The organism is Aureibaculum marinum, assembly GCF_003813905.1.
In the GTDB taxonomy this organism is placed as follows: Bacteria; Bacteroidota; Bacteroidia; order Flavobacteriales; family Flavobacteriaceae; genus Aureibaculum; species Aureibaculum marinum.
In genome coordinates, this window is the sequence record NZ_RPFJ01000006.1 from 299,728 (window position 1) to 321,857 (window position 22,130).

The 22,130-nt window shown below is 26.7% G+C and carries 25 protein-coding genes; 15 read left to right on the top strand and 10 right to left on the bottom strand.

Annotation, left to right across the window (positions count from 1 at the left end; genetic code table 11):
* Window positions 1-28: 28 nt before the first annotated feature.
* On the bottom strand, window positions 29-886 hold the full coding sequence (locus EGM88_RS05925; protein WP_123897041.1) for a universal stress protein: 858 nt from the start codon (window positions 884-886) through the stop codon (window positions 29-31).
* A 79-nt stretch (window positions 887-965) separates the two neighbouring features.
* Window positions 966-1,226, bottom strand: a complete 261-nt coding sequence (locus EGM88_RS05930; RefSeq protein WP_123897042.1) for a cation transporter — start codon at window positions 1,224-1,226, stop codon at window positions 966-968.
* Window positions 1,227-1,503: 277 nt separating this feature from the next.
* Between EGM88_RS05930 and EGM88_RS05935 the strand changes: the two genes are divergently transcribed.
* From EGM88_RS05935 to EGM88_RS05950, 4 genes are all read left to right on the top strand, one after another.
* Window positions 1,504-2,235: a SpoIIAA family protein gene (locus tag EGM88_RS05935; RefSeq protein WP_162497549.1), complete on the top strand. Its 732-nt coding sequence runs from the start codon at window positions 1,504-1,506 to the stop codon at window positions 2,233-2,235.
* A 132-nt stretch (window positions 2,236-2,367) separates the two neighbouring features.
* A complete protein-coding gene (locus EGM88_RS05940) occupies window positions 2,368-2,700 on the top strand; it encodes a YtxH domain-containing protein (RefSeq protein WP_123897044.1) in 333 nt (110 codons plus the stop codon).
* 5 nt (window positions 2,701-2,705) lie between these two features.
* Complete coding sequence (locus EGM88_RS05945) at window positions 2,706-3,056, top strand: hypothetical protein (protein WP_123897045.1); 351 nt, start codon at window positions 2,706-2,708, stop codon at window positions 3,054-3,056.
* Window positions 3,053-3,268, top strand: coding sequence for a DUF6327 family protein (locus EGM88_RS05950; RefSeq protein ID WP_123897046.1), 216 nt, complete (start codon window positions 3,053-3,055; stop codon window positions 3,266-3,268). Before EGM88_RS05945 ends, EGM88_RS05950 begins: the two co-directional genes overlap by 4 nt.
* A gap of 43 nt (window positions 3,269-3,311) precedes the next feature.
* Here the strand turns inward: EGM88_RS05950 and EGM88_RS05955 are convergent, their stop codons facing one another.
* The 3 genes from EGM88_RS05955 to EGM88_RS05965 form a co-directional block, all read right to left on the bottom strand.
* On the bottom strand, window positions 3,312-3,779 hold the full coding sequence (locus tag EGM88_RS05955; protein WP_123897047.1) for a hypothetical protein: 468 nt from the start codon (window positions 3,777-3,779) through the stop codon (window positions 3,312-3,314).
* 150 nt (window positions 3,780-3,929) lie between these two features.
* Window positions 3,930-5,000 carry a response regulator gene (locus EGM88_RS05960; protein WP_123897048.1) on the bottom strand — a complete coding sequence of 357 codons (1,071 nt, stop codon included), beginning with the start codon at window positions 4,998-5,000 and terminating at the stop codon, window positions 3,930-3,932.
* A gap of 29 nt (window positions 5,001-5,029) precedes the next feature.
* Window positions 5,030-8,260, bottom strand: a complete 3,231-nt coding sequence (locus EGM88_RS05965; protein WP_123897049.1) for a PAS domain S-box protein — start codon at window positions 8,258-8,260, stop codon at window positions 5,030-5,032.
* 141 nt (window positions 8,261-8,401) lie between these two features.
* Here EGM88_RS05965 and EGM88_RS05970 point away from each other — a divergent pair, with 141 nt between their 5' ends.
* A complete protein-coding gene (locus EGM88_RS05970; protein WP_123897050.1) occupies window positions 8,402-9,202 on the top strand; it encodes a patatin-like phospholipase family protein in 801 nt (266 codons plus the stop codon).
* A gap of 172 nt (window positions 9,203-9,374) precedes the next feature.
* Window positions 9,375-10,097 carry a peroxiredoxin gene (locus EGM88_RS05975; RefSeq protein ID WP_123897051.1) on the top strand — a complete coding sequence of 241 codons (723 nt, stop codon included), beginning with the start codon at window positions 9,375-9,377 and terminating at the stop codon, window positions 10,095-10,097.
* Between the two features lie 180 nt (window positions 10,098-10,277).
* On the opposite strand, the gene EGM88_RS05980 is transcribed toward EGM88_RS05975, so the two are convergent.
* Window positions 10,278-10,715: an Hsp20/alpha crystallin family protein gene (locus EGM88_RS05980; protein ID WP_123897052.1), complete on the bottom strand. Its 438-nt coding sequence runs from the start codon at window positions 10,713-10,715 to the stop codon at window positions 10,278-10,280.
* A 207-nt stretch (window positions 10,716-10,922) separates the two neighbouring features.
* Window positions 10,923-12,104 (bottom strand): baeRF7 domain-containing protein, encoded by a 1,182-nt coding sequence (locus EGM88_RS05985; protein WP_123897053.1) that lies wholly within the window; start codon window positions 12,102-12,104, stop codon window positions 10,923-10,925.
* Window positions 12,105-12,247: 143 nt separating this feature from the next.
* On the opposite strand from EGM88_RS05985, the gene EGM88_RS05990 reads away from it, so the two are divergent.
* The 4 genes from EGM88_RS05990 to EGM88_RS06005 all read left to right on the top strand — a co-directional run bounded on the left by EGM88_RS05990 (window position 12,248) and on the right by EGM88_RS06005 (window position 15,576).
* A complete protein-coding gene (locus EGM88_RS05990; protein WP_123897054.1) occupies window positions 12,248-12,949 on the top strand; it encodes an RNA polymerase sigma factor in 702 nt (233 codons plus the stop codon).
* Between the two features lie 41 nt (window positions 12,950-12,990).
* Complete coding sequence (locus tag EGM88_RS05995) at window positions 12,991-13,776, top strand: MlaE family ABC transporter permease (RefSeq protein ID WP_123897055.1); 786 nt, start codon at window positions 12,991-12,993, stop codon at window positions 13,774-13,776.
* Window positions 13,777-13,778: 2 nt separating this feature from the next.
* The gene (locus tag EGM88_RS06000; RefSeq protein ID WP_123897056.1) at window positions 13,779-14,519 is read left to right on the top strand and encodes an ABC transporter ATP-binding protein; all 741 of its coding nucleotides are present in this window, start codon (window positions 13,779-13,781) and stop codon (window positions 14,517-14,519) included.
* A 79-nt stretch (window positions 14,520-14,598) separates the two neighbouring features.
* Window positions 14,599-15,576, top strand: coding sequence for an MlaD family protein (locus EGM88_RS06005; RefSeq protein ID WP_123897057.1), 978 nt, complete (start codon window positions 14,599-14,601; stop codon window positions 15,574-15,576).
* A 53-nt stretch (window positions 15,577-15,629) separates the two neighbouring features.
* Here the strand turns inward: EGM88_RS06005 and EGM88_RS06010 are convergent, their stop codons facing one another.
* Complete coding sequence (locus tag EGM88_RS06010) at window positions 15,630-16,085, bottom strand: pyridoxamine 5'-phosphate oxidase family protein (RefSeq protein WP_123897058.1); 456 nt, start codon at window positions 16,083-16,085, stop codon at window positions 15,630-15,632.
* 158 nt (window positions 16,086-16,243) lie between these two features.
* Complete coding sequence (locus EGM88_RS06015) at window positions 16,244-17,467, bottom strand: DUF6051 family protein (protein WP_123897059.1); 1,224 nt, start codon at window positions 17,465-17,467, stop codon at window positions 16,244-16,246.
* A gap of 769 nt (window positions 17,468-18,236) precedes the next feature.
* Between EGM88_RS06015 and EGM88_RS06020 the strand changes: the two genes are divergently transcribed.
* From EGM88_RS06020 to EGM88_RS06030, 3 genes are all read left to right on the top strand, one after another.
* Window positions 18,237-18,626 carry a DUF302 domain-containing protein gene (locus EGM88_RS06020; RefSeq protein WP_123897060.1) on the top strand — a complete coding sequence of 130 codons (390 nt, stop codon included), beginning with the start codon at window positions 18,237-18,239 and terminating at the stop codon, window positions 18,624-18,626.
* A 9-nt stretch (window positions 18,627-18,635) separates the two neighbouring features.
* Entirely contained in the window at window positions 18,636-19,055 is a 420-nt protein-coding gene (locus EGM88_RS06025; protein ID WP_123897061.1) for a hypothetical protein, read from the top strand.
* A gap of 102 nt (window positions 19,056-19,157) precedes the next feature.
* The gene (locus EGM88_RS06030; RefSeq protein ID WP_123897062.1) at window positions 19,158-20,063 is read left to right on the top strand and encodes a mechanosensitive ion channel family protein; all 906 of its coding nucleotides are present in this window, start codon (window positions 19,158-19,160) and stop codon (window positions 20,061-20,063) included.
* Window positions 20,064-20,110: 47 nt separating this feature from the next.
* Here EGM88_RS06030 and EGM88_RS06035 read toward each other — a convergent pair whose 3' ends face one another.
* Complete coding sequence (locus EGM88_RS06035; RefSeq protein WP_123897063.1) at window positions 20,111-20,719, bottom strand: WG repeat-containing protein; 609 nt, start codon at window positions 20,717-20,719, stop codon at window positions 20,111-20,113.
* Window positions 20,720-20,910: 191 nt separating this feature from the next.
* On the opposite strand from EGM88_RS06035, the gene EGM88_RS06040 reads away from it, so the two are divergent.
* Window positions 20,911-21,348, top strand: coding sequence for an Hsp20/alpha crystallin family protein (locus EGM88_RS06040; protein WP_238988393.1), 438 nt, complete (start codon window positions 20,911-20,913; stop codon window positions 21,346-21,348).
* A gap of 154 nt (window positions 21,349-21,502) precedes the next feature.
* Entirely contained in the window at window positions 21,503-21,940 is a 438-nt protein-coding gene (locus EGM88_RS06045; protein ID WP_123897065.1) for a hypothetical protein, read from the top strand.
* Window positions 21,941-22,130 lie beyond the last annotated feature (190 nt).

Sequence of the window (22,130 nt, forward strand, 5' to 3'; positions counted from 1 at the left end):
TCAACTTGATGTTTTAAAATATAATAAGTTATGAAAAACTTAACTTAATACAATTGCTTGTGTTAAAACTGATGAGTGGATATTTTCCATAATCATTCATTTTATGTACGGTATCTTTGTTTAATAAATTTTTAAGAAATCCTCCTTTTTTACGTTCTAACATTGCTAATAAGTCAGCATTTACATCATTTGCATACTTTCTTAATGAATTAAAAACATCATCAGAGGTAATCACCTTAAATTCTAAGTTTTTATAATCTAATTTTTCGCTAAGCATTTCTTTAAACCATTCCATTTGTATGTCTCCAGGATAATCTTTTTTTGAAGAAACGTGTACTATTTTTATTGTAGCATTTAGAGGTAAGGCAATTTCAGTTAATTTACAAATAGCATGGAGGTCTTCTTCTTCAAAAGCAGTTGCATATACTATAGTTTTTAATTCGGGTAATTGCTCTATACTTGGTATGGACATTACAGGGAATAACCCTTTTTCTATTAGATTTTTCGTGGTGTTACCCATTATTAAATCTTTTATAGAACTTTGCCCTTTGGTACCCACTATAACTAAACGAGGACTAAGTTCTTTAGCTTTAGAAATTATCCCTTCTAAAATTGATTTATTTTCTACAGCTTCAACTGATACATTTTTTAAATCAGTACCTAAATAATCGTAACAAAATTGATCTAGTTTTGCAGTATGACGTTTAAAGTAATTTACTCCAAAATCATCATCAGTATTAGTTGTCATTTCAACTAATGTTGATGGGTAATGAAATACATGAATAACTTTAAGCTGAGCATTTATTTTAGTGCTTAGCTCATAAGCATATTTTAAAGCCGTAATAGAATTTTTCGAATAGTCGGTAGCATAGAGTATATTTTTCATATCAAACCTTTTTATAATACGTAAAGTTAGTAAGCAATATTCAAGAAAACTATGATTTTTATCATATCAAGTTATTTTCCTATTCTAACCTTCTAAATAATTCTGCTTTAGAAGTTTTTATAGTATATTTAATTGGACACCCAATTCTACGTAGTTCGTCTATCACCTTAGAAACTGTTTTTGGGTTTTCATAAATAATAGATAAAGTATGTTTGTTTTCATTGACATTTACAACTTTAACATCCATTATTCTACTTAAATTTCTACAAATTTTCCATTCACAATTGGTATCGTATAAATTATCATTTTTTAGTTGGTCAAACTTCATTAAAACTTTCATAATTACCTTATTTAGAGTTTAATCAAAACTACTGTTCTCATAAAAATGTAACAATGATTTAGGTCAGTTTAAAATTGTTTATTAGCTGATGTAGGTCATTTTTTCTTAAATAAACATACCTTATTTTCACAAAATATCTAATAATTGTTTGGATTTAATTATTTCGAATTCCAAACAGAGAAGAAAAATAATATAATACTGAGGCGTTTAAAATTGGTCTTAGTATAACATAGTTTTAATGGCTTTTGCCTTCTTATATTTAATAAAAAATAGTAAAATGGAAACTACAAAATTAACAAGCTTAAATCTTAATACTACGGTAAGTTTAACCATAAGTGATGGTATTGATTCAGAAACAATTAATAAGACCTATAAAAAATTAAGAACCATAATTGATCAAAATGAAAATGTAAATTTATTAATGCAAATTGAAGATGTTAATGGAATAGAAAGTATAAAACTTTTTTTTGATAATCTTGGGGATAAATGGTATGTGCTTAGGCATCTTCGAAAATATGCATTAATAACAAATAACGATTGGGTTGAGAATATTATTGAAATCGCAGGTATGTTAACTCCAAAAGTAGAAATGAAACAATTTGATATGGACGAGAAAGAAAAGGCTATTGATTGGATAAACTCTTCATCACATAACGAAAAACATGGTTTGGCAATTTGGCCAAAAGAAAACTATCTTCACCTTATTGTTTATGATAAGCTTACCATTTTTGATTATAAAGCACTTAATAAAATTATGCATAATTATGAAAATGAAGTTTCGTTACTTGTTGAGTTTTCAGACTTTGAAGGGATGACTCTTAGAGCATTTTTGGAAGATTTAAAAATGGGATTTAGTTATTATAGAAAGTTTAAAAAAATTGCAGTTGTACCAAATAAAAATATAAATGTATTGGTAAAAATAACAGATTTAATAACTCCAGGAATACAATTTAAATCATTCTCTCAAGAAGAAAAGGAGTTGGCAATTAAATGGATAGAAGCAAGATAAAAGGGAATTTTAAAGAAGAAAGTTTTACGAAATTATTTGTAAAACTGACCCAAGTCATTGTGAATTTTACTTTTCTCTGATAAATTTATAATAGTAAACTAATTAAGTATTAACTTTTTAAAACAAAAAATCATGGCAAAAAATAGTGAAAATGTATTAGTAGCTTTAGTTGCAGGAGCAGCATTAGGAGCAGGATTTGGAATTTTATTTGCCCCAGATAAAGGTAAAAATACCAGAGGTAAAATTAAAAATAAGTTAGAAGATGCAGGGCATGATGTTTCTGACCGAATTCGTCATGCAAAAGAAGAATTAACTAAAACAGCAAATGAGAAAAAAGCTGAATTTGATAAAAAATTAGATGATACACTGTCTAATATGAGTTATAAAGCTGAAGATATAATATCTACTTTAGAAGAAAAATTGGAGAATTTGAAAAAGAAAAATGCCCATCTTCAAAAAAATTAATAAGAATGATTTTTGAAGAATTAAAACAGGACTTAAAGGAGGCTCAAGACAATGTACAATCCTATATTAAAAATACTGAGGATTATATATATCTAAAAAGTTTTAAAATGTCAATGAAGTTAGTTACTTCATTTGTACAAATTTTAGTGATAGGTGCATTGACTTTGATAGTATTGTTTCTATTAACTTTTGCAGCCTCCATTGGTTTAGGACAACTATTAGATAGTACTTTTTATGGTTTTTTAATAGTAGGTTCATTCATGTTAATAATAGTGATAGTTACTTATTTTTTAAGAAATAAAATTAATAGACCTATTATTAAAAAATTTTCTAAATTTTATTTCAAAAAATTATGAATAAAACTGAATATAATTCATTTGAAGATATTGATAAAAAATTAAAAATTTTAAAACTTAAACGAGAAATTGATAAAGAAAATATAAAAATAGGTGTGTCAAGAATAAATAAAGACGTTTACCCAACTAATCTATTGCATAGTTTCCAAGGGGCTTTTCAAGAATATTTATTAATTACTATTATAAAGAAATTAAGAAAGATGGTTGGATAGAATTGATTGGAAGTTTTGCTTTTTAACGGAACTTCCAATTTTATTATAATAGATTCTGAATTTTATTTATTTGTAAATTATGACCTCTTAAAATTAATAAATATTGGTTTGAACGTAAGTCATTTAAAAACAATTCTACTTTATTTTTATTAAACCCCAATCCTCTTAAAATACCATATAGGCCAGTTGTCATTTCTCCTAAAGGTTTACCATCAATTTTATATAGAAATAATTCTGTGAGTGATCCTGCTATAAAAAAGGTTCCGATTTCTTGACTTGATAATATTCTAAAACCTGAATTTTTTCCAAATACTTTTTTCCATTCATTTTCTAAGGTTTCTTTACAATGGTCGTTGTTATTTATTTTTCCTAATACAGATAGTTGTAGGTCTAATTTATTATTCAGTATATTTTTAATGGTATTTTTAATATCTATTAATTGCTCAAAATTTATTATAAAAACTAATTTTTTATCTGGTTTTATAGACTCATTTTTTATAGCATAATTCATCTTAAACAATTTTTAATTATTAAGGCGAAGTTAAAACTGTAACTATATTTATACAATGATTTGGGTCAGGTATAAGCCTTGTTTTAATTAATTTTATAGAATATAATTTTCTGTTGTTTACAAATTAAATAATCTGATTTTGATCTGGCTTTAATCGAAACTGGCTATTTGTTCTAGTCCTTTTTTATTTAATATTTTAAGTTTTCTACCAGTAGTAACTTCAATAAATCCTTCTTCTTTAAATTCAGTTAAAGTTCTTATGGCAGTTTCGGTTGCAGTGCCTATAATACCAGCAAAATCATCTCGAGGTATTCCAATACCTGAGTTTGGGTTGTCGTTAATTAATCCTTTACTGTGTAATTCTAATAATGCTTTTGCGGCTCTTTGTCGTACAGTGGCATAGGCCATATTTACTAATTTAGATTGTATTTCTACCAAATCATTAGAAATAAGCTCTATAAACTTATTTGCTATTATTTTATTAGAGTGTAGTAATTTTATAAAAAAGTCTTTTGGTATTCCAAAAACAGCCGTGTTTTCTAAAGCAATAGCAGTTTCTATATATACTTCTTTATGACTTAATAAAGAAAGTTGCCCAATAAAATCACCAGATTTATACATGCCAGTAACAAAATCTTTCCCTGTTTCTGTGGCTTTAAATGTTTTAACAGCTCCACTATCTATAAGATACATAGAATGTGCTGTTCTTCCTTCATTAAAAATAATTTCTCCTTTTTTTAACTGTTGTAATTCCCTGTCTTTTGATAGAATTTCAATGTCAAGATAGGTTGATGCTTCTTCAAAAAATTCTGTAATTCCTTCTATATTTTTGGCAAATTGTTTTTGTAAAAAATCTTTTTTACGTAGTCGGCTCGAAATTGCATCTAGTAGTTCATGTTCTTCAAACGGTTTAGTTAAATAGTCATCTGCACCAAGGTTCATTCCTTTTCTTACATCTGCTTTTTCGGCTTTTGCGGTTAAAAATACAAAGGGAATACTTGCTGTTTTTGAGTTTTTATTTAGAACATGAAAAACCTCATAACCACTTAATCCAGGCATCATAATATCACATAAAATAATATCAGGTATGTGTTGTAACGCTTTAGTTATTCCTTCTTTACCATCTTCAGCAGTTATAATATTGTAGTTTGCCAATTCAATAATATCAGCAGTTGTTTCACGTACATCTTTATTATCTTCTATAAGTAATACTGTTTTCATCAATTTAGAGTTTTTATCCGTTTTAATACTTAATAATTGGCGTTAGTAGGAAATTCTACCATAAAAGTTGTGCCTTTTCTATCTTTACTTTTAACAAAAATTTTACCTCCCATTAGGTTCGTATATTGTTTTACAATGTATAAACCTAATCCGGTTCCTTGAATGTGACTAGCGTTTTTAGCTCTGAAAAAACGTTCAAATAAATGTTCTTGATCTTCATCAGTAATCCCCATTCCTTGATCTTTAACCTCTATATTAACTAGATTGTTATTAGAACTAATTGATATGCTTATATCAGTATTTTTAGGAGAGTATTTTATTGCATTTGAGATTAAGTTATTAATAACAATTCTTATAATTTTAGTATCTTGATATATTCTAATTTTTTTACTTTCATGCTTTAATTTAATAGTTTGACCTTCTTTTTTGCTTAATTTGATTTCGTCAATAAGAAGTTTTGTAAAATCAATAATATCAAATTTTTCAGGAGTCATTGATAATTTACCATCTTCTAATCTGCTTAATGATAGAAAATCATCTAATATGTTAACCATATTTTTGACATTTGATTTAATTCTAGAAACATTTTTAATACGTTTTGATTCTCGACCAATTCCATTTTGCTTTTCTATTAAAGTTGCAGATGATAGTATTGTACTTAAAGGAGTTCTAAATTCATGAGATGCCATGGAAACAAAACGCGATTTTAGTTCATTTAGCTCTTGCTCTTTTCGTAAGGCATTTAATATGTTTAATTCTACTTGTTTATGTTCGGTTATATTATTAAATACAAATAGAGCTTTATTAATATTTTTATCAGCATCGTAAAGGGGGGTTGTGTTCACATTATATGTATGACCTCTAAATTTAACTTCTAAAGATAAATGTTGACCATGTATCGTTTTTTTAATAAGGTCTTTTACAAATGTTTTTTGATCGTTATTTAAAATGTTGATGTCGTTGATATGGATATATGTATCAGTAGAATTTGAAAATTCAAAATTTAATAATTCATTACCATCTATAAATATTAAATGACAATTGTCATCAACAACAGCAATAGCACCTTTAGGAAAATTTTTTGCAATAGCCCAAAACAAAGCTTGATTATCTAATGCTTTTTGTTCTGCTAATTTTGTCTCAGTTATTTGGTCTTCAAGGGATAAGTTGGTTTCTACTAATTTCTGTACTGTTGCTTTTAAATCGTTGGTTCGTTTTTTTACCTTTTCTTCTAGTTCTTTAGCATAAATAGCTAGTTTTTTACGGTTTTGAAATAGTTCAACTCTAATTGTTTCTTGTTCTATAGCAATACTTAATAAATTGACAATGTTTTTTATTAATTTATATTCGAATTCTACAGGTGTTTTTGCAATTTTACCATATAAAGTAAATACACCAATAACTTTTTCTTCTGAAGAGAATATAGGAAATGACCAAGAAGATTTAAAGCCATTTTTTAATGCAATAGCTTTGTAATTTTCCCATCTATGTTCATTTGACAAATTTTCAATTATAATCTTTTTTCCTGTTAAAGCAGAAGTAGAGCAAGGGCATTCTTCTGATTGAATATTTACTTTTCCCATAACATGATAAAATGATTCTGGTAAATGTGGTGTTGATAGAGCCTTTAAATGCTGAGTATCATTATTTAATAATAAAATTATTCCCGTAAAATAATTTAAATTGTCTTCTATTATAGTAATAACACTATCTGCTATATTTTCTAGTGTCTGCTCTTGAGCAATCATTTTTAAAATATTACTCATTTTCTCTTTAAGAAGTTCTTCTATTCTTCTATTAGTAACGTCATTACTTGCTCCAATAAAATGAGTAAGTTTTTGTTGGTCATTATAAATTGGAGTAATAGTTAATTCATTATAAAATAATGAACCATCTTTTTTGTAATTACGCAAAATAACTTCACATGATTGACCATTTTTAATGGCATGGTTCATTGTTGTAACAGCTGTTTGGTCTCTATCATCATTTTGTAAAAAACGACAATTTTTACCTAGAACTTCACTTTGTTTGTATCCTGTAATTTCGGTGAATGCTTTGTTGGTATAAATGATAGGATAATCTTGTTTTTGAGCATCTACAATAATTATACTATTACCAACTGCGGCTAAAGCTCTATTTCTAATTTCTAAAGTGTGTTCAGCTTTTTTCTTTTCAGTTACGTCTCTAATAATGGCTAACACATTGTGATTGTTTAAGGGAACAATTCTTGCTTCATAGTAGTCAGAATCATTTATTTTATATTCTAATAGATGAATGTGTTTTTTTTTTATAGTACTTTCTATAGTTTTTTTCGTTTTTTTATAAATTTCATTAGGAAGGGTATTTTTAATATTTTTACCAATAATATTTTCCGGATTTTTAAATAGATTCTGAGATTTTGGACTGTTAAAGTCGAGGTAATTTCCATCTAAATCTAGAACAATCATTGTGTCCGGAACAGCTTCTAATAGGGCTTTGTTTTTAGCATGTTTTGTTTTTAATGCCTTTTCTAATAAAATTCTATTGCTTATATCTTGAATAAAACCTTCAAGAGCTATGACCTTGTTATTACTGTCAAACACCCCTTCTCCTTTTTCCCATAAGTATTTGATTTCACCAGTTTTGGTTATAATCCTATAGTGAATACTATAAGTTTTTTTCTTTTTTATAGCTTTTTGTATCGTGTTCCAAACATATTCTTTGTCTTTTTTTAGTATTATTTTTCCAAAATATATTTCCTTTTCTAAAAAATCCGAAATTGTATATCCTGTAACTTCATAAATGCCTTTACTAACATATTCGATAGTCCAATTTTTATCATTTTTACTCCTATATACAAACCCCGGTAATTTGCCTAATAGTGAATTTAATCTTCGTTTACTTTCTATAAGTAATTTTTCTGTTTCTTCTTTTTTTAAAATTTCTCTAAAAAAGACAATATTTATATTTTTTGTATCAATAACAATAGGTTTAATGTTTATATCTACAAGAAATTTATTTCCACCCTTTTTAAATGCCAATATATTTTTAAGATTTATGAAGGATTTAGACTTTACATATTTTTCTTTAAAAAGATTATGAATGTTGTTTGTATGTTCAGGGATTAAATTCTCAATCTTAATGTGTTGTAATTCTCCTTTACTGTAGTTGAAAATTTTTTCGGCAGCTGTATTTGCTTTTATAATAATTCCTTTACTATCTATTAGGATAATTCCCTCAAATGAAGATTCAAATATGCTCTGAAGTAATAAGGTATCCATTTAATGAAATTGTAATTAGTAAAGTTAATTCTATTAGAGGTAAAAAAAAATGACTTAAGTCATAATAATTTGTAATCTAAAATTGTAATTTACTAAAGTTTAGTATCTTTAAAACATTATTATTAAAAAATTCTTGAACCATTGAATTTTAAACAACCAAAACCAGTTAAAATAGGATTAGCTCTTTCTGGCGGAGGGGTACGAGGTATTGCTCACGTAGGCGTTATAAAAGCTTTAGAAGAATATGGTATTTCGCCAGATTATATAGCTGGTACAAGTGCAGGAGCTCTTGTTGGTGCATTATATGCTAAGGGCTGTTCTATAGAACAAATAATGCACTTTTTTAAAACTGTTAATGTTTTTAGTATTAATAAGTTTGCATGGAAAAAACCAGGTCTTGTAGATACACAAAAGTTTTATGATGAGTTTCTAAATATTTTAGAAGAAGATACTTTTGATGTATTAAAAAAATCACTTTTTATTACTGCAACAAATATTTTAGATGGTACATTAAAAGTATTTAAAGAAGGAGATTTAATTAAACCAATTTTGGCATCGGCTGCATTTCCTGGTGTATTTACTCCAATAAAAATAGATGATGAATATTATATTGATGGAGGTACAATAAATAATTTTCCAGTTGATTTGTTAACACCTTATTGCAAAAGAATTATTGGTGTTTATGTAAACCCATTTAAAAGAATAAAAATAGAAAATTTAAAAAATACTTTTACCGTATTAGATAGAGCATTTAAAATTAATATGGCTAATGATTCTCTTCTAAAATTTTCTGATTGTGACTTACTTATTTGTCCTGATGATTTAAAAAGTTTTGGTACTTTTTCATTTAGTGATATTGACAACGTTTTTAATTTAGGTTATGAAGCAACACTTGAAGTTCTAGAATCAAATAGTGGAAGGTTACTGTTAGCTGATTTATAATAAAATATGCTTGTTTTTAACACTTAATTTTATTTAGTAACGATTAATAACTTTGTTTTAAAAGATATTATACGTGTATAAATTGGAACTGATCTACATCATTGTTACCCATAGAGCTTAACCATATTTTTGAAGTATAAAATTATAACAATAATTAAAAATTTTATATATTATGGAAACGATTTTAGAGCAAGAACAAGTTTCAGCTATGCCAAGAATTGGAGATAGTGCACCACCTTTTGAAGCGGTAACTACACAGGGTACAGTTAACTTCCCTGAAGATTATAGTGGTAAATGGGTCATTTTATTCAGTCACCCAGCTGATTTTACACCTGTTTGTACTTCTGAATTTATCACTTTTGCCCATCTAGAAGAAAAATTTAATAAAGCCAATTGCGAGTTAATAGGGTTGTCTATAGACGGTTTATATAGCCATATTGCTTGGTTAAGAACAATTAAAGAAAAAATTAAGTTTAAAGGAATGGAAAATGTAGAAGTTAAATTTCCTTTAATAGAAGACATTTCTATGAGTGTTGCTAAAAAATATGGAATGATTCAACCTGGAGAGAGCAAAACTCAAGCTGTTAGAGCAGTATTTTTTATAGATCCAAAAGGTATTATTAGGGCTATTATTTATTATCCATTGAGTTTGGGTAGAAACTTTAAAGAAATTTACAGAGCTTTAATAGCTATGCAAACCACAGATGCATTTAATGTAGCTACTCCTGCAGACTGGCATCCAGGAGACGATGTTATTTTATCTCCTGCTGGTAGTTGTGGCGTTGCAGAAGAAAGAATGGGAAAAGACAATGGTGACATAGAATGTGAAGATTGGTTTTTCTGTACTAAAAAATTGGATAAAGATGAAGTGTTAAGTACGGTTTTAAAAAAATGATATTAGAAGAATTAACTATTTTATAAAAAAATCCCTGAATTTATTAATTATACATTCAGGGATTTTTTTACTAATAGACCCTTAAGCAAAACTAAAATAATAAGAAAAATATAATTTTGAATAAGGGCTAATTATTGGAGTTCTAAATAAATTCACTACTGAATAAGAATAAAATCAAGATCAAGAAACTTCAACTATTTTTGGTTTTTTAGCTTCTTCTTTTTTTGCAAGATGAAATTTTAAAATACCATTTTCGTATTTTGCTTTTACATCTTCACTTTTTACAGTCTCTGGAAGCATTAATGATCTTTGAAAGGATTCATAGCTAAATTCCCTACAAGTATAATTTTCTTCTTCTTCTTTTTCCTCTGATTCTTTTTCAGCAGAAATATTTAAAAGTCCTCCATCAATGGTTACATTAAAATCTTTTTTGGAATAGCCTGGAGCCGCTAATTCTATTTCAAATGTATCATCAGTTTCTTTTATGTTTAAAGCTGGTTCATCTAATCTTTTCATCCATAAAGGTTCATCAAAAAAATGATTGTCATTAAATAAATTTGATGGAATAAGACCTCTTCTAAAAGGCCTTCTTCTTTTTTTTAAACTTACTGGTTTCATAATATTATAGTTTTAAGTTCAACTTCTTTTAAGTTACAAATCAAAAATACCCTTGTTAGTTTTAAGTTGAAATGACCTAGGTCAGTTCAGAGTTTATTAAAATAGATTATTGAAATCATTAGCTATTGCCATAACTTCAATTGTTAATAGATTTATTCTTGATAATTATAGTACTAATAATAGTGATATTTAAAGGTTCTATTTGTTCTAATACCTGAAAAGAGCATTAATTTTTGAATTGGCATTAGGCATTTCATCCTTTTCTAATAAATAAACGGTACCATCATTTAAAAACGTTTTAGTAACGGCCAAATTCATTAATGAAATAGTAGTGTTGTTTTCTTGAGTTTCAGTTACAATTAGAGTATTGTTTTTTTCTTTATAATTTCCAGTAATATCTGAGTCATTTAAACAGAACAACGTATCAATTTTTCCTAAAAAGGCTGCATTTAATATTTCAGTGATTCCAATTGCTGTTTTTCCAGAACCTTGAGCTTCTAGAAATTCAGCAATTTTATCTTTTCGAGGTTGATCAAAAATTGAAGCCATTTCTTTCCATGCCAACTCATGTGTTTCATAAATATCACTATTGTTTAAGTTAATTTTAATATTCTGATGGTGTAAAGTATTATAGGTATTTATATCTTTATAAATATCAAAAAGATAGTCTTGAGAAGCAATAAGTAATGGAATATTCTTTTTGTTTAATAATGGTTTAAGGCCGTCATTTATTGCTTTTAAGTACTTATTTGTTTCATTTTTCTTTTTCCCCGAAGTAGTTTCTTGGCCGTGATACATTACTTGGTTAGAACCTCCTTGTTGCGTTCTAAATTGAAGTTCTTTTTCTTGATAGTTATACCCATGTCTTTCTTGTTTGTTCGGAATTAAATCATCAATTATAATCTCTGTAAAACTATGATGTGTGCATTCATACAATTTAACATTGTCAAATTCTAATAATAGCAAATAGAATTCACCATCACCTACAAGTATAGGTGTTAATGGTTTTATATAGAATGAGTTAGAAACATAATTAAATTCTTTAAAATGGATTGGTAAACAGTATTTTTTAAAGAAACCATCTGCAACAAAAATAGCTAAACCATCAGATTGTTCTCTCCAAAAAGATCCGTTATCTATTAACTCTTGCACTGGAGCTAGCATTTTGTTAATTGTACTAATGTGCATTCCATTATGAGATAGTTTATTTTTTATAATTTTTAATTGCATTTTTAAATACAATTTATCTTCATCTTGAAGCACTTTTTTACCAGCTCTGTGGGTTGGAATAAAAATGGATATACAATTGCTATAACTTACTTTAGTCAACTCTACAATTTCTTTTCTAGATAACAACATGGCTTTTATATTTTCTGATTTATTATCCAAATTACATGAAATAAGATATTTGGAAATGATATAGGTCAGTTTAAGTATAAAAAATAAAGCTAAACTGATTTACATCATGTTTATTCATGGGGTTTTATTGTACTTTCATAATAATTATTATTAACTCTTTAATATATATAATCATGATTACACAAGAATTATCACAATTAAGAAAAGAGAATAATTTTGACCATTTCTATGAGAAAATTTTAGCTTTTGAACCAAGTTTAAAAGAATTTATTTCTAGAAAATTACATCTAGCTGAGAATTTAGGAATCATTGATAAAAAATTTTACAAGCCCAATGATATCTTAGACGATGTTTACCTTGAGGTTTTTAATAATTTCAATAATAAAATTAATGCAAAAGATTTAAGAAAAAAGCTTTTTATAAAAAGTGTTGAAAAAATAGATGAAAAAACCATCTTAGGACATCAATTGGATAATCATATTAATAGTGATAAAATCTTAAAAGAAGAATTACAAACATTAAATGAAAAATATACAGTAGATGGTGATGGAGATTTTATTTTATATGATGAATTAGACGATATTTCTTATCATCAAGATGATTTTAAGCCTTCAAATTTAATTTTAGATGATTCTTTAGAAAAGCTAATGCTAGAAAAACTGAATTTAGAGAATTCTACACTAGAGTCAGTAAAAAAGAAAAAACTGTTTGGAGGTTTGTTTTATAATCTTCCTCCAGCAAGTAAATCTATTATTGAATTGCATATCTATGGAAATCAGAGTGTTGAAGATATTTCAGAAATAATGAATATCCAACGGAAAATGGTTGAACAAGTAATTGAAAGTGTAAAAGAAAAATTTAAGTTAATCTTATAACATAGTATGCTTTTTATATTTTTCAAAAGAACTTAAATGAAATGAGTAAAGCATCTATACATTTAACTAACAAAATTGAATCCTTTTTTGAAGAAATAGGGGAGTTGTCTTATTTCGCAAGTCGTTTTTTTAAAGAACTTTTTTCAAGACCTTTTGAAATTAAAGAATTGTTGAGACAATGTTATAATATGGGCAATCGCTCACTGTTGTTAGTAGGAGTTACAGGTTTTATTTTAGGTTTGGTTTTTACCTTACAATCGAGGCCTACATTAATGCAGTTTGGTGCAGAATCTTGGATGCCAAATATGGTTAGTATTTCAATTGTACGAGAAATTGGTCCTGTTATTATTTCATTAATTTGTGCTGGTAAAATTGGATCAGGGATGGGAGCAGAATTAGGATCAATGCGTGTTACAGAGCAAATTGATGCTATGGAGGTTTCAGGAACTAATCCTTTTAAGTATTTGGTGGTCACACGTATTTTAGCTGCAACCTTAATGTTGCCTCTACTTATAGTTTTTGGAGATGCTGTTGCGTTATTAGGATCTGCTATTGTAGAAAATTTAAAAGGAGAGGTTTCATTTTTATTGTATTTTAATCAGGTAGCAAAAGCGTTATCTTATTCTGATATTATACCTGCAACTATAAAGTCTATTTTCTTTGGTTTTGCAATTGGAGTAGTGGGCACTTACAAAGGTTACAATTGTAAAAAAGGAACTGTTGGTGTTGGAGAAGCCTCAAATGCAGCTGTAGTTTATACTTCTATGCTGTTGTTTATAATTGATTTTATTGCAGTTTTTATTGCTGATATATTTTTTGAAGTTTAATTATGGATATTTCAAAAAACACATTACCCGTTTTAAAAATAGAAAACTTAAAGAAAAGTTTTGGAGATAATCATGTTTTAAATGGATTCTCATTAGAATTGTATAAAGGGGAAAACTTGGTAATTATGGGTAAATCTGGATCAGGCAAATCTGTAATGGTTAAATGTTTAATGGGACTTATGCAACACGATAGTGGAACCATTGAAATTATGGGGAATAAAATTTCTCAACTTTCTCAAAATGAATTAAATAGTTTGAGAACCCAAGTGGGATTTCTTTTTCAAGGAAGTGCACTATACGATTCTATGACAGTGCGTGAAAATTTAGAATTTCCTTTACGCACACATCCTGAAAGGTTACAACAAAAAGAGGTTTTAGTAGAAGAAGCTTTGGAAAATGTAGGCCTAAAACACACTGTAGATTTAATGCCAGATGAACTTTCTGGAGGTATGAAACGAAGAGTAGCTCTGGCTAGAGCAATTATTTTAAAACCAAAAATTATTATATATGATGAACCAACCACAGGTTTAGATCCTATTACATCAAAAGAAATTATACAATTGATGAGCGATATACAACAGAAATATGGCACTTCATCATTAATTATTACTCATGATATAGATTGTGCTAGAGTTATAGCTAACCGAATAATTTTACTTATCGATGGAATTAATTATGTGGAAGGTGATTTTGTACAATTATCAAAATCAATTGATAAAAAAATACAAGCATTTTTTAAATAAGTAGTATGGTTGTAAAAAATAAAAGTAATAATCGATTAGAATAACTATTTGCATAAACAAATGCTAAAATTATATAGGGATGAGACAATCAAAATCACAAAAATTCAGGTTAGGTTTATTTGTAGTTATTAGCACATTTTTGTTAATAATAACACTCTATTTTGTTGGAAACAAACAAAATATTTTTGGAAAAACATTTAAAATTAGTGCTGTTTTTAATAATGTAAACGGATTAATGTTGGGTAATAATGTGAGGTATTCTGGTATAAATGTAGGTACCGTAAAAAAAATAGAAATGATCAATGATACTACCATTTGTGTTGATATGATTATTGAAGACAAAATTTTACCACATTTAAAGAAAAATGCCATTGCTGCTATTAGCTCTGACGGTCTTGTAGGTAGCATGGTAATAAATATTGTACCAAATAAGGAAACTGAAGCTCAATTACAACCTGGAGATACCATAAAATCTTTTAGTAAAATTTCAACTGATAACATTCTATCCTCGTTGAATACCACCGGTGATAATGCAGCTCTTTTAACTGCAGATCTTTTGGAAACTGTAAAAACTATCAATTCAGGAAAAGGAACTTTAGGTAAACTTATTAGTGATGAGGGTATGGCTATCGATTTAAAAGAAACTATAACAGCTTTAAAAAATGCAAGTTTTGAGGCTTCCAATGTGATAAAAAATTTGAATAAAATTATTAGTTCTGTAAATTATGATAATAGTTTGGCAGCAGTTTTTTTGAGTGATTCTTTAGCTGCAACTAAAATGAAAACGATAATTAATAATTTAGAAAAATCTAGTATAGGAATAGATTCTGTAATAAGTAATATTGACGAAGTTACTGCACAATTTAAAAATGGAAAGGGGGCCTTAAATTATATATTAAATGATACTATTTTGGTGAAAAATATTGATAGTACCATGATAAATATTAAAAAAGGAAGTGTAAAATTAAATGAGGATTTAGAAGCTTTAAAACACAACTTTTTGTTCAGAAGGTATTTTAGAAAATTAGAAAAAGAGCAAAAGAAAAATAATAATTAGGATATGTTTCTAGTGAAGTTAATTTTTTTTAATTAAAATTTATTTTAACTAAATTATAAAATACGCTGTTTTCCTGAAAAATCAATAATTTTAATACGATATACTATTGGTTGTCCTTCACCGTATATTTGCTGTGAGAAATCACTAACAAATTGAACCTCCATGTTATCTTCTTTATTTACCAAGTATTTTACTCCTCTGGTAAATTGATGTAATTGTTCTTTAGCAGTTTCTCCACTGAGTTCTTCAAATGTGCCATGTACTAATACAGATTTCCATTGATTTACAGAAGTAATTTCGGTAATAAGAAAGATAACTGAATTTTGTTTTCTCATACCGTCTATTTTCTTTCCTTCCAATGAATAACTAATTAATTTATCATCAGCAGTATTAAAATAATACGTAATAGGTACTACAATAGGAATACTACCAGATATATAACCTAAGTGTCCAATATAATTGTTACTAATAATCTGAAGGCATTCTTTTGTAGATAAATCGGTTACCATGCTCTAGTTTTTATATTTTAAATATAAGCACATTAGAGTAATTAAAAAATGATGTAAATCAGTTTTTAGCTGCTTTTTCTAACTAAAGTAATGTTTAATTTGTTGTATTTCAATACTTTTTGCTTTTTTTAAGAAGGGTGTTTTATACTCTGAAAGGTTTATTTATTAAAAAAATCACAAACTTTTTTAAACATTAATTTAAAATTTTTATCTACTTTTTTAGATTTTGAATTGTCCATAGGAAAAGGGTTTTCGTGAGTATAATCAAAGTCAAAATCTAATTCATCTACCGTAATATTAATATTGCGATAAGCACCTTTTAAGGTGTTTGAGATTTCAAAAGGAGGTATTACTTCATCTTTTTTTAAGGCAATTGCATACAATTGGTTTTCATATTTTTTAAGTAAAGACTGTCTAAAATCCATCATTTTTTGATAATCTAACATAGATGAAAAAACTTTCCCTTCGAAATGATCTTCTTTTATGTAATGATGAAGTAAATTGTCTTTTTGTAAAATTTTATCAAAATGTTCTACTAAAAAAGAATACAGAGCTACATTAGCTTCACTATCTAAAATAAATTTTGAAACTGGAGAATATCTATTAAATGTAGCTCCACTACAAAACAAACAAACCTTTGCATGGTTAAAGTAATTGTTATAGTTAGTCAATTTTAAAATTTGAGATAGAAATCCACCAATTGAGTAGCCAAACATATTGAATTCAAAATTTTTTTCAATATGTGGGTTGTTTCCTTTTTTACAATCTTCAATCCACTGTATAATATCATAATAACTTTGTAGTCCAGACCAAATAAAACGTTGAGGCATTGCATGTAAACGCATACTAATGGCAACATTTGATAGGGTAGAGTTTACAATATTTGGGAATCTACTTTTTCTATCTTCACTTAATTTGTACATTTCTCTTTTTCCACTCCACAGTTGAGGTGCTCGTTGCATATGAAAAGCAATAGGAAAAAGTATTACAGCACTGTCAGTACCTTCACTAATTGCTTTTGCCCAAGGCAAGTATTTGTACCAATCCTTTTCATTAAATCCATGTAAAAGAATGGTTGCTTTGTCAGCTTTTTTTATGCCCTTTGGCTTCACAATTTGATAGTTGAATCTTTGATTTTCTTCTACGTAAGTATCCTTGATATAGACATTATCTTTGATAGTACCAATTTTATTAAAAAAATGAAAATTTGGTTTAAGGATTTCTTGATGTACATCACAATAATATTCCTTTTTACCTAATAATATTTTATGTGAATTGGAATTAAAAGGTTCTTCATGCAGTTCAATAGTATCAATAGATTTGTTAATGAAAGGAGGTGAAAAAATATTTTTTAAGGCATAGTAGCTGTCAGTATAATTCATATAAATATAGTGTTATTCTGTTTGTTAAGACAATCATTTACCTATAAAAATGAGCATATTATTATTGTAATAATAATTCTAAATACGACTACAAAATTATAATTAATTAACCTAGAAAAAATGACTTTTATCAGTTTTAAATAATTAGAAAATAAGAGGTATTATATTTATTCTATAAGCATTACTAAAAAAAGGATAATATTAAATGCTAAAACTGATGTAGGTCATTTTAATTTATAAATCATGTAGTTACATTTGATAATAATAAGAAAGATAAGTTCCTTGAAATAAATCTATGAGATGGATATAGAATAAAATTAACAAACTTAAATTTTTAAAGTGGTTAGTTTCTGTGTCTTGTTTCATTTTAAATAGTTGCTATGAATAGAAAGATTTAAGAGTTCTTTTTAAGCTAATATGGTTTGTGAATTGTTTAAAAGCAATTTATGAGTTAAGAAATGGTTTAAAAAAAGTTTTTAAATCGGTAAGAACAGGAAGTGACAACTTCCTGTTCTTTTCCTTTAAATGTATGCATATTTCAACTTTGTACTTTTTTATTGTAATATTGAAATAGAAAAAAAGAGTTTTAAGAAGTGAATTTTACTTTGATATGTGTTGTTAAAATAACAAGAATTGATATACCTATAATTAAAGTTAAAATAGCAATAAAACTCTAATACAGAGAACAGGAAAGCATCACTATGCTTTCCTGTTTTTATTTTAATAAAATGCTGAAATTTATTAATTTAACTATCAAAATAAAAATATTATGGATTACTATTTTAATAAAATTATAAATAACAAAACCTTTGAACAAGCTATAGAAAAAGTTATTCAAAATCTTAAAACAGAAGGTTTTGGGGTACTTACAGAAATAGATATTGCAGCCACATTAAAGAAAAAGCTTGATGTAGATTTCTATAACTATAAAATTTTAGGTGCTTGTCATCCAGAATATGCATATAAAGCACTAAAAGCAGAAGATAAAATAGGAACAATGTTGCCTTGTAATGTTATAGTTCAAGAGCAAAAGCAAGGTGTTGTTGAGGTTTCAGCTGTAGATCCTGTAGCTTCAATGCAGGCAGTAATGAATAAGGCTTTGGCTCCAATTGCTATTGAGATTAGAGAAAAGTTAAAAAAAGTTATTGATAATTTATAAAGTGTTGAAATGATAAAACAAGTAAAATATAAAGCTTTTAGTAATGACAAAAGTGTTGATGAATTACATTATAACACTGAACAGTGGACATCGGAACTTGAGTTTGTAATTTTTGAATTGCCTTTTTTAAAACGTTTGGTTAAATATTATCCATATATGAATAGTATTCCTAATTTATTTGAAAACATTCAATCGTTTACTAAGAAACTTGATGAGTTTGAAAATGAACAACCAAAACTTATCAAAGAAATACGTAATCATAATAATCAATTAGAAGGAAAATTAGAGTGTAATGATTTAAGTTGTGACGCTTTTTATCTCAATGAATACAATCAATTAGCTGAAAATATTTTTAATTATTTGCAAGAATATAAAAACTTAAAAATTGATATTTATAAGTTTATGCATGGTGTTATTGCTAATTCTTAATAATTAATACTTTTAATTTTTATAAAAGAGAAGTTAATTACAAACTGAAACCTTGTTATTAAGCGGTCAAGAGATTGATTAATAATGATTAATTTATACTAAATGTTTACTCTTGAAGCAATAAAAAATTGGATTGAAGCTAATCCATCATATTACATTTTTTTTAAATATGTTGTATGGGTATTGTTTGTTGTAATTATGATTCAATTGATAAGGCGACTATTACGAAGAAAAATTTTAGATAGTGATGCTCGATATAAATCGCAAAAAGCTATTGAAATTATTGGTTATGTGTTTTTGATTGTGCTTTCTATTGCATATTTTACTGGTAGTATTAAAGATTTTACTCTAGCTATTGGTTTATTTTCTGCAGGTATTGCATTTGCTTTACAAGAATTATTTTTAAGTATTGCTGGTTCAATTTATATTTTTCTTATCAAAGTTTATAAACCTGGCGACCGAATTGAACTTCATAAAATAAAAGGAGATGTTATTGATATAGATAGTGTTTACACTACTATGATGGAAATAGGAGAGTGGGTGGGTAGTGATAATTATACAGGAAGAATTGTTAAGATAAGTAATGCTTTTGTGTTTAAAGGACCTATCTATAATTATTCTAAAGACTTTCCATTTATTTGGGATGAATTTAATTTACCTATTAAGTATGGCTCTGATATTGAAATGGTAAAATCTATTATTACTAGAATTGCTATTGAAACACTTTCAGAATATACCAAGTTATCAAAAGCTACTTGGAAAGAAGTAGTTAATAAATATTATATAGAAGATGCTCAAGTAAATCCAACATTGGCCATTACATTAACCGATAACTGGATTCAATTAAATTTACGCTACATAGTAGATTATAAAAAGAGAAGATGCACTAAAAATTTATTGAACGAAAAAATTAATTCTGAAATTAAAAATACCAATGGTAAAGTAATGTTAGCATCTACAACTTTAGAAATAATTAACTTGCCAGAGATAAATCTAACATCAAAATAACTAATTGCTAGTTTAAGTTATAAGTAGATATAAATTATTACAAGTAGTTATTCAAATTTATGTATATCAAAAGTTCCATTTTTATTTTTAACGGCCACCATCTTATTTCCAATAAATTTTGAATCAAAGCAAGGGGCATTTTTATCATTTAATTGAGAAAGACTACACTTACGTGGATTATAAAGATACTTTATTATTTTTCCAGAAGTGTCAATAATATATTCTTCTAAAATTTTGTTCACGATCTCTTTACCCAAAATAGGATTTTTACCCACTTTGTATTCATCGAAATTAACAATTATTGCATATCCATTTTTAAAATTAGAAGCTTTTAAATATTTTGGAGAAATTACTTCATTACCAGTATTATCAATAAAGCCATAAAAATCAATACCATCTATAGTTTTTCTAATTAAGCATCTACCTTCTTTAAAATAAGGATATTTTATATTGTTCTTTCCTCTACTTTTAACAATATCATCTCTATAGTCAATTACCTTTTCTCCATTGCTGTTAATAAATGCCCATTGGTTATTTTTTTTAATTGCTGCTAATCCTTCATGGAAAGGAACTACTTCATCTACATTTTCAATAATTTGTGAAAAACCAGTTATACTAAATGTAATGCTAAACACTATTATAAATAACTTTTTCATGATTATAAATTTTAGATTAATTAAAAGTAAATGTATTTTTTAACTATTTGTTATAAAATGATTTAAGTCAGTGCATTGCTTTATGGAGTCATAAAAATAAGGTCGTAAACTGACCTAAATCATTGCATTTGTTTATAGTTACATTTATTTTTAAAACAATAAAAAAACTGCTATTAATTCTAAATTTTAAAATGATGTCACTTATTAAATTTAACGAACGTTTCCCTTTAAGTACTTCAGTATTTGATACTATTTTATCTACTGACAATATGTTCAATGACAATTTTTTTGTAAAAAATAGTCTAATGCCCGCAATAAATGTAAAAGAAAATGATAAAGACTTTGTTATCGAATTAGCTGCTCCTGGATTTTTAAAAGAAGATTTTGAAATTGCAATAGATAATAATGAACTTCATATTTCGGCTGCTAAAAAAACAGAAAAAGAGGAAGAGAATTATTTGTGTAAAGAATTTAGCTATGATTCTTTTAAAAGATCTTTAAGACTTCCTGAAAACATTAATCTTGACAAGAACATAATAGCCCATTTTAAAAATGGAGTTTTAACTATGAAAATGTTAAAAAAGGAAGAGAAAAAAGTAACTTCAAAAAAGGTTGTTGAGATTAGTTGATTTTTTTAAGGGTAGGAGGTAAGAGGTAACTTTTGCCTTCAACCTTTACACATGGTAAATTGTTGATTAGAGAAGTTGCCTAGATAAAGTTAATATTAGTATTGGCATTTTTTGAAAATGCATAAATATAATCACTTAAATCTATTTTAAAGATATGAAAACTAAAATAAAAAAACAATGGTACGGTAAGAAAAAAAATGCTAAAGAACTGCATAATGATAACAAATTTTGGTTGTCAGAAATAGGTTTTGTTAAAGATGAAATGCAGTTCTTAGAACACTTATTGGGTCTTAATTATATTGACTTTTTAGACACTGGTCTAAAAGAGAATGTAACCGATGTGATTAATGAAATTAAAGAAGAAAAAAATGCTATTAATAAATTAGGTTTAATGATACAAGAACATGATAATGTTATTGGTGATTTAAAATCTTCGGTAAGTTTAGAACATAATCTTAATTATTTAGAAAGTCATTTAAAGTTAGAAAGATTAATGGATTTATATTATGATAAATTCAAAACAATTAAAAGAAAACTCTTTAAGATAGTAGAATTTGTTGCAAATAAAAAAGATGTAAAAAAATTAATTTGATATTGTCTTATTTTTTATTAATAAATAAGGACAGTTGGTAATTAAATTAACGTTAAAATTTAAAAATTAGAGTTTCTTTATTTTAAAAGTTGATTTTGAGTGGATTTATTTGATAATCTTATTGTTAGATTAAGAAAAAATTAATACTTTTGCACTCCTTTTTACGAGTACAGATTTAGAAAGGAATTGA